Source organism: Novosphingobium guangzhouense (assembly GCF_002896965.1).
Lineage (GTDB): Bacteria > Pseudomonadota > Alphaproteobacteria > Sphingomonadales > Sphingomonadaceae > Novosphingobium > Novosphingobium guangzhouense.
This window is the reverse complement of record NZ_LYMM01000062.1, coordinates 27,336-40,325: the sequence shown is the minus strand read 5'-3', so window position 1 is coordinate 40,325 and position 12,990 is coordinate 27,336. Positions and strand designations below refer to the sequence as shown.

The window sequence follows — 12,990 nt, the reverse complement described above, 5'->3', positions numbered from 1 at the left end:
GGCGCGCGCAGTGACGGAGCAATGACCCCCGCCGCGCGCGTTCAGGCCGCGATCGACGTGCTCGACCTCGTGATCGAGGCAGCACGATCGAATGGTGCGCCTGCCGACCGTCTCATCTCCGAATGGTTCCGCGTCCGCCGCTGGGCGGGCAGCGGCGATCGCCGCGCGGTGCGAGAACTGGCCTACCGCGCGATTCGTGCCTGCGGGGAAATCCCCGCGACCGGCCGGGCGGCCATGCTGCGCGTGGCGCAGGGCGATCCGCAGCTTGCCGCGCTGTTCGACGGTTCGCGCCACGCGCCCGCGCCGATCGAGCCGGGCGAGGCGGTGGCCGCTGCCGGTGTCGCGCCGGAATGGCTGATGCGGCGGCTTGCAGATAGCGGTGTGGAGCGTCCGGAAGCGCTGCTTGACCGTGCGCCGCTGGACATTCGCGTCAACACGCTGAAGTCCGGCATCCTCGATTTGCCCGAAGGAGCCGAGAAAGGCGTGGCGCCGCATGGCTGGCGCTATCCCCCCGAAACCAGGATCGAACAGTCGCGCGCCTACCTTGATGGCGTGATCGAGGTGCAGGACGCCGGATCGCAGCTTACGTGCGACGTCGTGGCAGCACGGCCGGGCGAGACGGTAATCGATCTGTGCGCCGGGGCGGGGGGCAAGACCCTTGCGCTGGCCGCCGCGATGGAGAACGTCGGGCGACTGGTTGCCTGCGATGCAGACCGCGCCCGCCTTCAGCGCCTGCCTCCCCGGGCCGAGCGCGCCGGGGCGACCTGCATCGAGACCCTGCTGCTTGATGCCAACCGCGAGATGCAGGCCCTTGAGCCTTTGGTCGGGGCGGCCGATGCGGTGCTGGTCGATGCGCCGTGCTCTGGCACCGGCACATGGCGCCGCAATCCCGAAGCGCGCTGGCGGCTGACCGACAAGCAGCTTGAACGCTACGTTGCCATCCAGGCGCGCCTGCTCGACGTGGCGGCAACGCTGGTGACGCAGGGCGGACGGCTGATCTTCGTGACATGTTCGCTGCTTGATGCCGAAGGCGCGGATCAGGCCGCGGGCTTCCTTGCCCGTCATCCCGACTGGCGCGCCGAACTGCCCGCACTGCCTGCCGGAACGCCGCGCGGGGCAGGGCTGCGCCTTTCCCCCTCCACCGACGAAACCGACGGCTTTTTCGTCGCGCGCTTCGTCAGGCTGTGATAGCGTCACGGTCATGATGAGGACGAAGACCTCGGCCAAGGACCTGCTGATGCGTTATACGCCTGTTGCTGTTGCTCTTTCCCTGCTAGCCGCCACGTCCTCCAGCGTCCTTCTTTCACAGCCGCCCGAACAGCTTGATCCGCGTGCCGGCATGCTTCTGTCGGAAGGCCGCGCGGCCGCTGCTGCCGGAAACCTCGACGGTGCGATCGATGCCTATGAATCCGCGCTGACGGTGGAACCGGGCAGCGTCACCGTGCTGCTGGCGCTGGCGGATGCCACGCGCCGTCAGGGCATGCAGGGCAAGGCGCTGCATTATTACCGCGTCGCGCTTGTCAACGATCCGCGCAATGTCGCTGCGCTGGCGGGCGAAGGCGTCGCCCTTGCCGAAAAGGGCGCAACGGAGAAGGCCAACCGCAATCTTGCCCGCCTGCAGACGCTGTGTGGCAAGGATTGCGCAGAGGCGCAGGGCCTTGCCGCAGCCATCGCCAAGGGGCCGGCTCCGCGCATGGTCGGGGCCGATGCCGTAACGCCCAAGCCCTCAGTCTCAGAGAACTGAGGGCCTCAGGCCCGGTTGGGACGGTGAGGCCGAAGCCTCAGATCAGTGCCTTGAATTCTTCCAGAACAGCACGATAGACGCGCTTCTTGAAAGGTACGATGAGGTCGGGCAGCAGCGCGGCCTCAATCCATTTCCAGTCGCAGAACTCCGCAGGCTGGTGCGCGTTCAGGTCGATATCCTCGTCGCGCCCCTCGAAGCGGGCGAGGAACCAGTGCTGGCGCTGGCCGCGATACTTGCCCTTCCACAGCTTGCCCAGCAGTTCGGCGGGAAGATCGTAGAGCAGTTCCTCACGCGTTTGCGACAGCAGTTGCACATGATCGGCGGTCACGCCGGTTTCCTCATGCAGTTCGCGCAGCGCGGCTTCCTTCAGGTCTTCGCCGTCATCGACGCCGCCTTGCGGCATCTGCCACCAGTCGCCTTCGCGCGTGTCGATCCGCTTGCCGACGAAAACCTTGCCGTCGGCGTTGACCAGCATGACACCCACGCAGGGACGATAGGGCAGGGACGAAAAGTCGTTCATTGAGGCACGCGTATCCGAATTGAAGGGGATGGGCTCTTTACGCGATTCGGCAGGGAATGCACTGGCGTATGCTCCATTCCATCAGGATGGCCGAACCGCTCGCGCTTGACTAGCCCGCATTGAGGTTCACACTCTTCCCATGGTGACAAACGCGAAGTTTGTTCGCTCAACAGAAAACTAATTTGTCATTGGGAACCTGAGTCCGCAGTCTTCGGCTCGAAAAACCGGCGCGGACCGGCAGCAGAGGATAGACCATGGCGACACTGGCTGGAGAGCATGGAACCGACGCGTCCGCGGGGGACGCACCCGGCGTGGAGGCCGTGGTTGTCCGTTTCGCCGGGGACTCCGGCGATGGGATGCAACTGACCGGCGGCCAGTTCACCCTGTCGACCGCGCTGGCTGGCAACGACCTTGCGACCTTCCCGGACTTTCCGGCCGAAATCCGCGCGCCGCAGGGGACGCTCTTCGGTGTTTCGGCGTTCCAGATCAACTTCGGCTCGCAAGAGATCACCACTGCGGGCGATGCGCCAGACGTGCTGGTGGCGATGAACCCGGCTGCGCTGAAGGTGAACGTCGGCGCACTCAAGCCGGGGGGGCTGGTGATCGCCGACGCCGGAGAATTCGACAGGCGCAATCTGGACAGGGCGAAGTACGCGCAAAACCCGCTGGAGGATGGCAGTCTGGCGCAGTGGGATGTGCTGGCGTTCGATATCTCCGCGCTGACACTGGAAGCGGTGAAGCCTTTCGGCCTTGGCAACAAGGAGGCGCTGCGGTGCAAGAACATGTGGACGCTGGGGCTGGCGCTCTGGATGTTCGACAGGGACCGCAAACCGCTGGTGGACTGGCTGCGCGCCAAGTTTGCGGCGGCGCCGGTGCTGGCTGAGGCGAACATCGCCGCGCTCAACGCCGGGCACGCCTATGGCGAGACGGCGGAACTGTCAGGCCCGCTGCGCAAGCTGCACATCGATCCTGTGCCTGCCGAGCCCGGTCTCTATCGCACGGTTACGGGGGCAGAGGCGATTGCGCTGGGGCTTGTCGCCGGAGCGCAGCTGGCGGGGCTGGAGATGTTCTTCGGCGGCTATCCGATCACGCCCGCCTCCGCCGTTCTGCATCATCTTGTGAAGATGAAGGAGTTCGGCGTCACCACCTTCCAGGCAGAGGACGAGATCGCGGCGGTCTGCGCGGCGATCGGCGCGTCCTATGCGGGGCAGCTGGGCGTCACCTCATCGTCGGGGCCGGGCATCGCGCTCAAGGGAGAGGCGATGGGGCTGGCGATCATGACCGAACTGCCGCTGGTGGTCGTCAATTCGCAGCGGGGAGGGCCGTCTACCGGACTGCCGACAAAGACCGAGCAGTCGGATCTCTATCAGGCGGTCTATGGGCGTAATGGCGATGCGCCGCTGCCGGTGATCGCGGCGCGCTCCCCTGCGGATGCGTTCGAATGCGCTGTCGAAGCCTGCCGCATCGCCACGCAGTTCATGACGCCCGTGATCCTTTTGACCGATGGTTACATCGCCAATGCGTCAGAGCCGTGGAAGGTGCCCGATCCCGGCAGTTTCACGCCGTTCCCGGTGGAGTTCATGACGGGGAACAACAACCCGGAAGGCAAGCCGCTGCCCTTCCGGCGCGACGCGCGCGGGGTGCGACCGTGGATCAGGCCGGGCACGCCGGGGCTTATGCACCGCATCGGCGGGATCGAGAAGGCGATCGACACCGGCAACATCGATTACGCGCCTGACGTCCATCAGGCCCAGACCGATGCACGCAGGGCGAAAGTGGATGCCGTCGCAGGTGCGGTGCCACCGCAGGACGTGGCGTTGGGAGAGGCGTCGGGCCGGCTGGCCGTAATCGGCTGGGGGTCCACCTTCGGGCCGATCCATCAGGCGGTGCGTCGGGCCCGGCGCAAGGGGCTGGACGTCAGCCACATCCATGTCCGTCACGTCTGGCCACTGCCGCACAACCTTGGCGAGCTGCTGGCGGGGTTCGATCGGGTGATGGTGCCGGAGATGAACACCGGACAGTTCAAGACGCTGCTGCGCGATCGCTTCCTGATCGATGCAGTGCCGCTGTCCAAGACCAGCGGCCAGCCCTTCGCCATTGCCGAGGTTGAGACCGCCATCGCCCGCTTCTTCGATGATATTCCCGATAACGAGGGCGGAGAGGTGCCCGTCGGCGATACCCAGCTTCCAGCCCCGGAAATCGAGCAACCATAATCGTTTAGGCATAATCGGTTAGGATGGAGACTTCATCATGAATGACATGACGCCGATCCAGACCACATTGAAGGACTGGGAAACCGATCAGGAAGTGCGCTGGTGCCCCGGTTGCGGCGACTATGCGATCCTCAAGGCGGTGCAACGCACGCTGCCGATGGTCGGCGCTGATCCCAGGAACACCGTGTTCGTGTCCGGCATCGGCTGTTCCAGCCGCTTTCCCTATTATGTCGAGAGCTATGGGTTCCACACTATCCATGGCCGTGCACCGGCCTTTGCCACCGGGATCAAGCTGGCCAATCCGGAACTGGACGTCTGGATCGTGACGGGCGACGGGGATGGCATGTCGATCGGCGGCAACCACACCATGCATGTCCTGCGGCGCAATCTGGACTGCCAGATCCTGCTGTTCAACAACGAGATCTACGGCCTGACCAAAGGGCAATATTCGCCGACCAGCCGGGTCGGGACGCCATCGCCGACATCGCCCATCGGTTCGGTGGACCGCCCCGCCAGTCCCTGCGCCTTCGCGCTGGGCGCGGGCGCGCGTTTCGTGGCGCGCGGTTATGACGTATCGAAGGATCTGCCCGAAGTGCTCAAGGCCGCCTATGCCCACAAGGGCGCGGCCTTCGTGGAGATCTTCCAGAACTGCATCGTCTATAACAAGGATCGCTTCGACGACTTCACCGCCAAGGCCGTGTCAGCGGATATGCAGATCATGTGCAGGGATGGAGAGCCTTTGCTTTTTTGCAAGGAAAGCAAAGGACTGTCGCTTGATCTTGATACTCTTTCCCTGAAAGTCGTCGACGTGGCAGACGGCGACTGGCAGGGCGCCGGAGTGGCGGTCCATGACGTGCGCAACCGTAGCCTTGCGCATATGCTGGTGGAGATGCCCTTCGGGGCCTTTCCGATGGCGCTGGGGGTGATCCATAATGACCCCGCGCCGACTTTCGAAAGTGCGGTCGTTGCGGAACGGGCGAGCCTGACGGCGGGCAAATCCGCCGACTTGTCCAGGCTGCTGAGCAAGGGGCAGACCTGGACGGTCAGCTGACGGCTTGCAATGCTGCATCGCAAACCCGATAAAGTCTGCGATGCAAACTACTGTCTATCATGGATAACCTGACGCACAGCCTGGTCGGCTGGGTGCTTGCCGAAACCGGGCTCAAACGCAGGACGCGTAAAGGGCTGGCTGCCTGCGTGCTGGCGGCCAACATGCCGGATATCGACGTGTTCTTCGGCTGGGCGCCCTGGGCACCGCTCGCCATGCACCGTGGTTTCACGCACGGCCTTGTCGGTGGCGTCCTGCTGATGCCGCCGGTGCTGGCGGGGCTGCTCTGGCTGCTGGATCGCTGGCAGGCATCGCGCGGGGCAACTTTCGGTAGCGGGCTGCCGATGCGGTTCGGGTGGCTGCTGGCGTTGTGCTATCTGGGCGCGCTGACCCATCCGCTGCTTGATCTTCAGAATGTCTACGCGGTCCAGCTGCTGTCCCCGTCCAGCGGCCGCTGGTTCCATACGGATGGCTTGTTCATCGTATCGCCCTGGCTGCTGGCGATCATGGGTCTGGGCCTGTGGCTGGCGCGCCGGTGGAGATCGACCAGACCTGCCATTGCCGCGCTGGCGGGCGTGGTAGGCTTCATCGCGATCAACATCGGTATTTCCGCAGCGGCATGGGATGCGCCGCTTCAGACGGACCCGGCTTTCGCCCCCGACCGCATCTTCGCTTCACCCGAGCCCCTGCTGTTTTGGCGGCGTGACATGATCTGGCGGCAGGCGGGACGCATATCCTATGGTCGCTACGACCCCTTCCGCCATGGTGGGAGGCTGGTTTCCGCAGATCCGCCGGTGCCGGACAACATGGCCGACCCGCTGGTGCGCAAGGCGGCCGTCGCAACGCCCGAGGCGATCAAGTTCCTGGCGTGGTCGCAACTGCCGATGGCGCGGATAGAACGCAAGGGGTGCGGGGCGGTCGTGACTTTCGGCGATGCCCGGTTCACAGGGCCGCGCCTCAGCCGGAATTTCAACGTATCGGTGAAGGTTCCGGGCGACTGTCCGGCACGCTGACGGCTTCGGCTGCGATTTCGGCGGGGCGCTGGAACAGGGCGCAGGCAAGGAACGCCCAGCCCGCGCCGCCCAGCCACCCGGCAAGCGTATCGCTGGGCCAGTGGACGCCCAGCCACACCCGGCTCCACGCGATGGCAAGGCTGGCAATGATCGCTGCGCCCAGCAAGGTGCGCCGCACTGAGGGCCGTGCGCTCATCGCCGCGAAGGCAAGGGCAGCCGCGATATAGACCACGGCCGCGTTGAAGCTGTGGCCGCTGGGGAAACTGTTGCCGCCAGCTTCGGTGAGATGGGGGACGATGCCGGGGCGGGGGCGTCCGACAAGCGCCTTGAGGGCGCTGTTGACCAGCCAGCCGCTCATCACGGTCAGGATCAGGAGCATCGCCTCGCGCCGCAATCGCAGGAACAGCAGGGCCGTGACCGCGCCGAGTGCGAAGAGGTTACGCAGCAGCACACCGCCCAGCGCGGTCACGTCGCGCACGGCCTCCAGCAGCTTGACCGGGCCGATCGGACGCAAGGTATCGTCACGCCAGAACAGCAGGCCGGTGCGGTCCATCGTTTCGGCATGTCCGGAATGGACGGCCAGCGCAATCGCAGCGACACCCAGCCAGCACAGCGTTGCAGCCAGGATCAGGCTTTTACGGTCAGGCGCCCGGTGTATGGAATTTCGCATCGAAAGCGTCATCTCCTCAGGGAACGCCGGTTAACGAAGGACGTTGCCCCGCTCATGAGTTCTCCCGTCATTGTCTGGTTGCGGCGCGACCTGCGCCTTTCCGATCAACCTGCCATCGCCGAAGCCGCGCGCAAGGGCCCGGTGATCCCTGTCTACATTCTGGATGACGAAACCCCCAGGCATCGCGCCATGGGGGCGGCTTCACGCTGGTGGCTGCATCATTCGCTCGACAAGCTGGGCGCGGCCCTGAATGACAAGGGTTCGCGTCTGATCCTGCGGCGGGGACGGGCCGACGAAGTCCTTGCCCAGCTGGCCGAAGAGACCGGCGCGCAGGAGGTCCACGCCCTGCACCACTACGAGCCGTGGTGGCGCAATGCCGAGAAGGCGGTCGGAAAGACGCTGACGCTGTGTCTCCATCATGGCAACTACCTTGCGCCGCCGGGTTCGGTGACGACGGGTTCTGGCGGGCTATACAAGATCTATACGCCGTTCTGGCGTGCGCTGCGCGAAAGGATGCCGCCCCATGAGCCCGAGCGGCGGCCGCAGAAGATTGCGGCGCCCGCGCGGTGGCCTGCGTCCGATACCTTGTCCGAATGGGGCCTGCTGCCCAAGAAGCCCGACTGGGCAGACGGCCTGCGCGATATGTGGGAGCCGGGAGAGGAGGGCGCACGCAAGCGGTTGCGCGCCTTTGTGGAGGAAGCCTCCGCCTACGAAGGGCAGCGCAACCTGCCGGGGGTGGAGGGCACTTCCATGCTGTCGCCGCATCTGCATTTCGGAGAAGTCTCGCCGGCGCAGGTCTGGCAGGCTGTCGCCGATGCCGGCGGTTCGGTGGCGACGTTCCTGGGCGAACTGGGCTGGCGCGATTATGCGCAGAACGTGATCCTTCAGTACCCCGATTATGCCGGCCGCTATGCCCGCGATCCTTTCGGTGACTTTCCTTGGCGACGCAGTCGGCGCGATCTGGAAGCGTGGAAGCAGGGGCGCACAGGCTATCCCATCGTCGATGCCGGGATGCGTCAGCTGTGGCATACCGGATGGATGCACAACCGTGTGCGGATGATCGCCGCCAGCTTCCTCATCAAGCACCTTCTGATCGACTGGCGCGAAGGCGAGCAGTGGTTCTGGGATACGCTGGTGGATGCCGATTACGGCAACAACGCGGTGAACTGGCAGTGGACGGCGGGCTCGGGCGTGGACGCGAACATGTTCGTGCGGATCATGGCGCCGCTGACGCAGTCGGAGAAGTTCGACGCCGCAGCCTATATCCGTGAATGGGTGCCCGAACTGGCGGACCTGTCCGATGCCGATATCCACGATCCGCCGCCGGGCAAGCGGCCGAAGGGTTACCCCGAAAAGCTGATCGAACACCGCGATGCGCGGGAACGGGCGCTGTCGGCCTGGCAACAGGCGAAAGCGGAGCAGGGGGCGGGCTGAGAAAGCAGGGACCACGTCAGCGCGTGGTCCCCGCTCCGGTCGGGATCAGCAGGGGCGGCCGTACCGGGGGCCGCAGCGATTGTCGCGCTCATAGTCACGGCGGGTCTCGCGCGCGTTGCGCCGGGCGTCGCGCTGATCGCGGCGATCGCCGTATCGATAGGCGTCCCGCACGTCGCGGTGGGCTTCGCGGACATCGTGGCGGCTGGTGTAGGACTGGCAGCCCGAAAGCATCGACAAGGCCAGCACGCTGCCGACAATTACGCGTTTCATCATCGCACTAAACTCCTTGTTCGTATGATGAAAAAAGCCCGACTGCGGCATAACGTTGCCTGAACACACGATTTTCCGATGACGTGATGCGGGTGTGCTAAGCGATTGCCGGGCCGGGCATTCCGGTTCATCATCCCCCCATGAACGCACAAGTGCCGGGCAGAGGTGGGGAACTTGTCGATGGAGGGCGCGCGATCGGCGTCGGCTTCCAGTGGCTGGCGCGGCTATGGTCGGGCGGGGTCCACAAGATCCTCGATCGCATCGACAAGGGGCTCGATCGCGGCTCGATCCTGGCGACCTTGCCCGGAGGCCAGACCCGCCTGCTGGGCGGTCGCCAGCCGGGCTTCGAGGCCGCGGTGGAGATCACCAGCTGGCGCGCGCTGCTGCGGCTGGCGACGGCGGGTTCGGTCGGCTGGTATCAGGCATGGGAGCTGGGGGAGTGGGACAGCCCGGACCCCGTGCCGCTCTTTGCGCTGTTCATGGACAACGCGGTGGCGCTGGGCGACACCGGGCGGGCGCACGGCCCGTGGCGACTGCTGAGCCGGATGCTCCACGCGCTTCATCGCAACACGCGCAAGGGTTCGCTGAAGAACATTCATGCGCACTACGATCTGGGCAACGATTTCTACGCGCAGTGGCTGGGTGAGACGATGCTCTATTCCAGCGCGCTCTATTCCGAAGTCCTGCCGGCGCCGAACCCCTATGCCCAGTTCGTGACAGAACTGGACGTCGCGCAATCGGCCAAGACCGGCGCCATCGTTGAGCGGCTTGAGCTGCAACCCGGCGACCGGGTGCTGGAGATCGGCTGCGGCTGGGGCACGCTGGCGGCTTTCGTGGCCAGCCATGCGGACGTGCACGTCGATGCGATCAGCCTGTCGGACCAACAGCTCGCCTACGCGCGGGAACGCTGGACCTTCGAGCGTGGCGGCGGGCGCGGCAGCGTCGATTTTCGCAAGCAGGACTATCGCGACGTTTCCGGGCAGTACGATGCGATCATGTCGGTGGAGATGGTCGAGGCGGTAGGGCAGGCATACTGGCCGCAGTTCCTGGACTGCATCGCCCGCAACCTCAGGCCGGGCGGGCTGGCCGCGTTGCAGCTGATATCGATGCCTGACGCGCTTTTCGAAGGCTACGCCCGCAGCGCCGACTTCATCCAGACCTTCATCTTCCCCGGCGGCATGCTGATCCGCGAAAGCGAGTTTCGCGCGCTGGCAGAGGAGCGGGGGCTTGGCTGGGAAGATCGGCGCGGGTTCGGCGCGGACTACGCCCGCACCCTGCAGGCATGGCGCGCGAACTTCGATCTGGCGGTGGACGAAGGCCGCCTGCCGCCCGGTTTCGACGAGCGCTTCGTGCGGCTATGGCGCTTTTACCTGATGTATTGCGAAGGCGGTTTCCTGGGCGGCGGCATCGACGTGGCACAGGTCACGCTGGTCAGGCGGCAGGACTGACGCCGCTTCTCATGGAGAGGCCGGTCAGCCTCTGCGGTCGCGGTTCCAGCGGGCCATGATCGAGTCCAGTTCGTGCGGTTCCAGAAGCTGCTCGAACGCGCAGCCGACAAGGCCGTTGTCCCACCACACCACCTTGGCGGGCAGGGCATCCTCCCGACCGGGAAGCGTCAGCCAGCATATCGTGCGCGGCGCGATGCGGCTCATCGCCGTGGCCGAGAAGCCCGACATCGACAAATCGCGCACAGCCGTCTGGAAGCTTTTGGAGCCGGAGGGGCGCAGCGTGGCCGGAATGGAAATGCGGCTGCGGACGGCGCTGCGGTCTTCCTGCGCAGCGGCGGCGTAGCGTTCCTGCTGGGTATGATCCATGTGCGACCTCGCGTGGTTTGCGGCATGCAAGATACCGATATTACACGATCTGTCCCAGTATGGGGTTACGATCCCGTTATTGCGGCTGGTTAACGGTTTCGCGGTGCGGGCTTGCGAAGTCTTCCGTAAGCAGGCCGACCACGCGGTCCGCCACGACTTCGGGCGGCTTGACCGACGCAGGTGCTTCGCCCGGATAAGCCCGCGCGCGCATGGCAGTGCGGGTGGCGCCGGGATTGACGATGGCGACGCGGATCTTCGATACCTTGGCCACTTCCTGCGCATAGCAATCCAGCAGCACTTCGAACGCGGCCTTTGTGGCGCCGTAGGCACCCCAGTAGGCGCGTGGAGCCTGTGCCACCGTAGTGGTCATGCCGATCACGCGGGCGTCGGCGCTCTTCTTCAGCAGCGGATCGAAGTTCGCGATCAGCGCCTGCGTGGACAGGACGTTGGTGGTCAGCGCCTTGTTGAAGGCGCGCTGGTCGATGTCGGCCACGCTGGTCAGTTCGGGCAGGATCGCTGCGTTGATCACCAGCATGTCCAGCTTGCCCCAGCGGTCCTGCACGGCGCTGGCCAGACGGGCGATGCCGTCCGGCTCGACAAGGTCGACAGGGGCGATAGTGGCCGATCCGCCGGCGTCGTAGATGCGTTCCTCGACGCGTTCGAGCGCCTTGGTGTCGCGCCCGGTCAGGACGACGTGCGCGCCCTCGGCCGCCAGCGCGACGGCAGTGGCTTCACCGATGCCCCGGCTGGCGCCGGTGACGAGGGCGACCTGTCCTTCGAACTTCATGCGGCGTCGCGTTCCGGAAAGCGGTCGGAGAAGTCGGTCAGCTTGGTCGGATATTCACCCGAGAAGCAGGCGTCGCAGAACTGCGGGCAGCTTTTCTTGCGTTCCGATTCGCCCACCGCGCGGTACAGGCCGTCGATCGATACGAAGGCCAGGCTGTCCGCCTTGATGAATTCGGCCATCGCCTCGGTGTCCATCGTCGCGGCCAGCAGCTTGGAGCGCTCGGGCGTGTCGACACCGTAGAAGCACGAATGCTCGGTCGGCGGGCTGGCGATGCGCATGTGCACTTCGGCAGCGCCCGCATCGCGCATCATCTCGACGATCTTCTTCGACGTTGTGCCGCGCACGATCGAATCGTCGATGAGGATGATGCGCTTGCCTTCCACGACGGCGCGGTTGGCGTTGTGCTTGCGCTTCACGTCGGCGTGGCGTGCGGCGTCACCGGGCTGGATGAAGGTGCGGCCCACGTAATGCGAACGGATGATGCCCAGTTCGAACGGAATGCCCGATTCCTGCGCATAGCCGATCGCAGCGGGAACGCCGCTGTCGGGCACAGGGATGACCACGTCGGCGTCGGCGAAGGATTCCTTGGCCAGTTCCACGCCGATCTGCTTGCGCACCTGATAGACCGAAAGGCCGTCCATCACCGAGTCGGGGCGCGAGAAGTACACGTGCTCGAAGATGCAGGGGCGGGGCGACGGGTTGCCGAACGGGCGGTGGCTGGAGATCGTGCCCTTGTGGTCGACCTGCACCATTTCGCCCGGTTCGATCGAGCGGATGAATTCGGCCCCCACGATATCGAGTGCCACCGTTTCGGAGGCGAAGACGATCGCCTCGCCGATGCGGCCCATCACCAGCGGGCGGATGCCCAGCGGATCGCGGCAGGCGATCATGCCTTCGGTGGTCATGCAGATCAGCGAATAGGCGCCTTCGACCATGCGCAGGGCATCGACGAAGCGGTCGATCAGCGTGGGATAGCGGCTGGTGGCAACGAGGTGGATGATCACCTCGGTGTCGGAGGTCGACTGGAAGATCGAACCCTTGGAAACGAGATCGCGCTTGAGCGTCATCGCGTTGGAGATATTGCCGTTGTGGGCGATGGAGAAACCGCCGTCGGCAAGGTCCGCGAACAGCGGCTGGACGTTGCGCAGGCCCGAACCGCCGGTGGTGGCGTAGCGCACGTGGCCCGATGCCATCGAGCCGGGCAGGGTGTCCACTTCCTTCTGGCGGAACACCTGCGCCACATGGCCGATGCCGCGGTGCGAATGGAACTCCGCGCCGGAGAAGCTGGTGATGCCCACCGCCTCCTGCCCGCGATGCTGGAGCGAATGGAGCCCGGCGGCGGTAATGGCCGCTGCCTCATTGGCGCCGATAACGCCGAAAATACCGCACTCTTCGCGCAGTTTGTCCCCATCGGCATCGAGGAAGGGGTGAGTCATGTTCATGGTGTTTTTCCAGCCCGCCTGGCGCGTCTCAACGC

The 12,990-nt window shown here is 65.4% G+C and carries 13 protein-coding genes; 7 read left to right on the top strand and 6 right to left on the bottom strand.

All coding sequences use genetic code 11. The features are described 5' to 3' along the window. The first annotated feature begins 21 nt into the window (after positions 1-21). On the top strand, positions 22-1,188 hold the full coding sequence (locus A8V01_RS20670; protein ID WP_103098190.1) for an RsmB/NOP family class I SAM-dependent RNA methyltransferase: 1,167 nt from the start codon (positions 22-24) through the stop codon (positions 1,186-1,188). 13 nt (positions 1,189-1,201) lie between these two features. Next, positions 1,202-1,744: a tetratricopeptide repeat protein gene (locus tag A8V01_RS20665; RefSeq protein ID WP_103098189.1), complete on the top strand. Its 543-nt coding sequence runs from the start codon at positions 1,202-1,204 to the stop codon at positions 1,742-1,744. 37 nt (positions 1,745-1,781) lie between these two features. On the opposite strand, the gene A8V01_RS20660 is transcribed toward A8V01_RS20665, so the two are convergent. Continuing rightward, a complete protein-coding gene (locus A8V01_RS20660; protein ID WP_103098188.1) occupies positions 1,782-2,264 on the bottom strand; it encodes an RNA pyrophosphohydrolase in 483 nt (160 codons plus the stop codon). 254 nt (positions 2,265-2,518) lie between these two features. Between A8V01_RS20660 and A8V01_RS20655 the strand changes: the two genes are divergently transcribed. Genes A8V01_RS20655 through A8V01_RS20645 form a run of 3 tightly spaced genes read left to right on the top strand, consistent with a single transcriptional unit; the run spans position 2,519 to position 6,538 of the window. Then, positions 2,519-4,477, top strand: a complete 1,959-nt coding sequence (locus tag A8V01_RS20655) for a 2-oxoacid:acceptor oxidoreductase subunit alpha (protein WP_103098187.1) — start codon at positions 2,519-2,521, stop codon at positions 4,475-4,477. Positions 4,478-4,514: 37 nt separating this feature from the next. After that, on the top strand, positions 4,515-5,528 hold the full coding sequence (locus A8V01_RS20650; RefSeq protein WP_103098186.1) for a 2-oxoacid:ferredoxin oxidoreductase subunit beta: 1,014 nt from the start codon (positions 4,515-4,517) through the stop codon (positions 5,526-5,528). Positions 5,529-5,587: 59 nt separating this feature from the next. Continuing rightward, positions 5,588-6,538, top strand: a complete 951-nt coding sequence (locus tag A8V01_RS20645) for a metal-dependent hydrolase (protein ID WP_103098185.1) — start codon at positions 5,588-5,590, stop codon at positions 6,536-6,538. Here A8V01_RS20645 and A8V01_RS20640 read toward each other — a convergent pair. After that, positions 6,495-7,208 carry a phosphatase PAP2 family protein gene (locus tag A8V01_RS20640; protein WP_211295094.1) on the bottom strand — a complete coding sequence of 238 codons (714 nt, stop codon included), beginning with the start codon at positions 7,206-7,208 and terminating at the stop codon, positions 6,495-6,497. The two genes, A8V01_RS20645 and A8V01_RS20640, sit on opposite strands and share 44 nt — an antisense overlap. 54 nt (positions 7,209-7,262) lie before the next feature. Here A8V01_RS20640 and A8V01_RS20635 point away from each other — a divergent pair, with 54 nt between their 5' ends. After that, positions 7,263-8,642, top strand: coding sequence for a cryptochrome/photolyase family protein (locus tag A8V01_RS20635; RefSeq protein ID WP_103098183.1), 1,380 nt, complete (start codon positions 7,263-7,265; stop codon positions 8,640-8,642). A gap of 45 nt (positions 8,643-8,687) precedes the next feature. On the opposite strand, the gene A8V01_RS20630 is transcribed toward A8V01_RS20635, so the two are convergent. Beyond that, entirely contained in the window at positions 8,688-8,915 is a 228-nt protein-coding gene (locus A8V01_RS20630; RefSeq protein WP_146037343.1) for a hypothetical protein, read from the bottom strand. Positions 8,916-9,052: 137 nt separating this feature from the next. Between A8V01_RS20630 and A8V01_RS20625 the strand changes: the two genes are divergently transcribed. Continuing rightward, on the top strand, positions 9,053-10,360 hold the full coding sequence (locus A8V01_RS20625) for an SAM-dependent methyltransferase (RefSeq protein ID WP_103098181.1): 1,308 nt from the start codon (positions 9,053-9,055) through the stop codon (positions 10,358-10,360). A 24-nt stretch (positions 10,361-10,384) separates the two neighbouring features. Here A8V01_RS20625 and A8V01_RS20620 read toward each other — a convergent pair whose 3' ends face one another. The 3 genes from A8V01_RS20620 to purF all read right to left on the bottom strand — a co-directional run bounded on the left by A8V01_RS20620 (position 10,385) and on the right by purF (position 12,955). After that, complete coding sequence (locus A8V01_RS20620; RefSeq protein ID WP_103098180.1) at positions 10,385-10,726, bottom strand: PilZ domain-containing protein; 342 nt, start codon at positions 10,724-10,726, stop codon at positions 10,385-10,387. Between the two features lie 76 nt (positions 10,727-10,802). Next, the gene (locus tag A8V01_RS20615) at positions 10,803-11,513 is read right to left on the bottom strand and encodes an SDR family NAD(P)-dependent oxidoreductase (protein WP_103098179.1); all 711 of its coding nucleotides are present in this window, start codon (positions 11,511-11,513) and stop codon (positions 10,803-10,805) included. Next, positions 11,510-12,955, bottom strand: a complete 1,446-nt coding sequence (gene purF / locus A8V01_RS20610) for an amidophosphoribosyltransferase (RefSeq protein ID WP_103098178.1) — start codon at positions 12,953-12,955, stop codon at positions 11,510-11,512. The genes A8V01_RS20615 and purF overlap by 4 nt, the downstream gene beginning before the upstream one ends. Between the last annotated feature and the right edge of the window lie 35 nt (positions 12,956-12,990).

What these genes read in the sequence shown, in the direction of transcription:
- A8V01_RS20670 (WP_103098190.1), top strand. Translation starts at nt 22, where the DNA reads ATGACCCCCGCCGCGCGCGTTCAGGCCGCGATCGACGTGCTCGACCTC.
- A8V01_RS20665 (WP_103098189.1), top strand. Translation starts at nt 1,202, where the DNA reads ATGATGAGGACGAAGACCTCGGCCAAGGACCTGCTGATGCGTTATACG.
- A8V01_RS20660 (WP_103098188.1), bottom strand. Translation starts at nt 2,264, where the DNA reads ATGAACGACTTTTCGTCCCTGCCCTATCGTCCCTGCGTGGGTGTCATG.
- A8V01_RS20655 (WP_103098187.1), top strand. Translation starts at nt 2,519, where the DNA reads ATGGCGACACTGGCTGGAGAGCATGGAACCGACGCGTCCGCGGGGGAC.
- A8V01_RS20650 (WP_103098186.1), top strand. Translation starts at nt 4,515, where the DNA reads ATGAATGACATGACGCCGATCCAGACCACATTGAAGGACTGGGAAACC.
- A8V01_RS20645 (WP_103098185.1), top strand. Translation starts at nt 5,588, where the DNA reads ATGGATAACCTGACGCACAGCCTGGTCGGCTGGGTGCTTGCCGAAACC.
- A8V01_RS20640 (WP_211295094.1), bottom strand. Translation starts at nt 7,208, where the DNA reads ATGCGAAATTCCATACACCGGGCGCCTGACCGTAAAAGCCTGATCCTG.
- A8V01_RS20635 (WP_103098183.1), top strand. Translation starts at nt 7,263, where the DNA reads ATGAGTTCTCCCGTCATTGTCTGGTTGCGGCGCGACCTGCGCCTTTCC.
- A8V01_RS20630 (WP_146037343.1), bottom strand. Translation starts at nt 8,915, where the DNA reads ATGATGAAACGCGTAATTGTCGGCAGCGTGCTGGCCTTGTCGATGCTT.
- A8V01_RS20625 (WP_103098181.1), top strand. Translation starts at nt 9,053, where the DNA reads ATGAACGCACAAGTGCCGGGCAGAGGTGGGGAACTTGTCGATGGAGGG.
- A8V01_RS20620 (WP_103098180.1), bottom strand. Translation starts at nt 10,726, where the DNA reads ATGGATCATACCCAGCAGGAACGCTACGCCGCCGCTGCGCAGGAAGAC.
- A8V01_RS20615 (WP_103098179.1), bottom strand. Translation starts at nt 11,513, where the DNA reads ATGAAGTTCGAAGGACAGGTCGCCCTCGTCACCGGCGCCAGCCGGGGC.
- purF (WP_103098178.1), bottom strand. Translation starts at nt 12,955, where the DNA reads ATGAACATGACTCACCCCTTCCTCGATGCCGATGGGGACAAACTGCGC.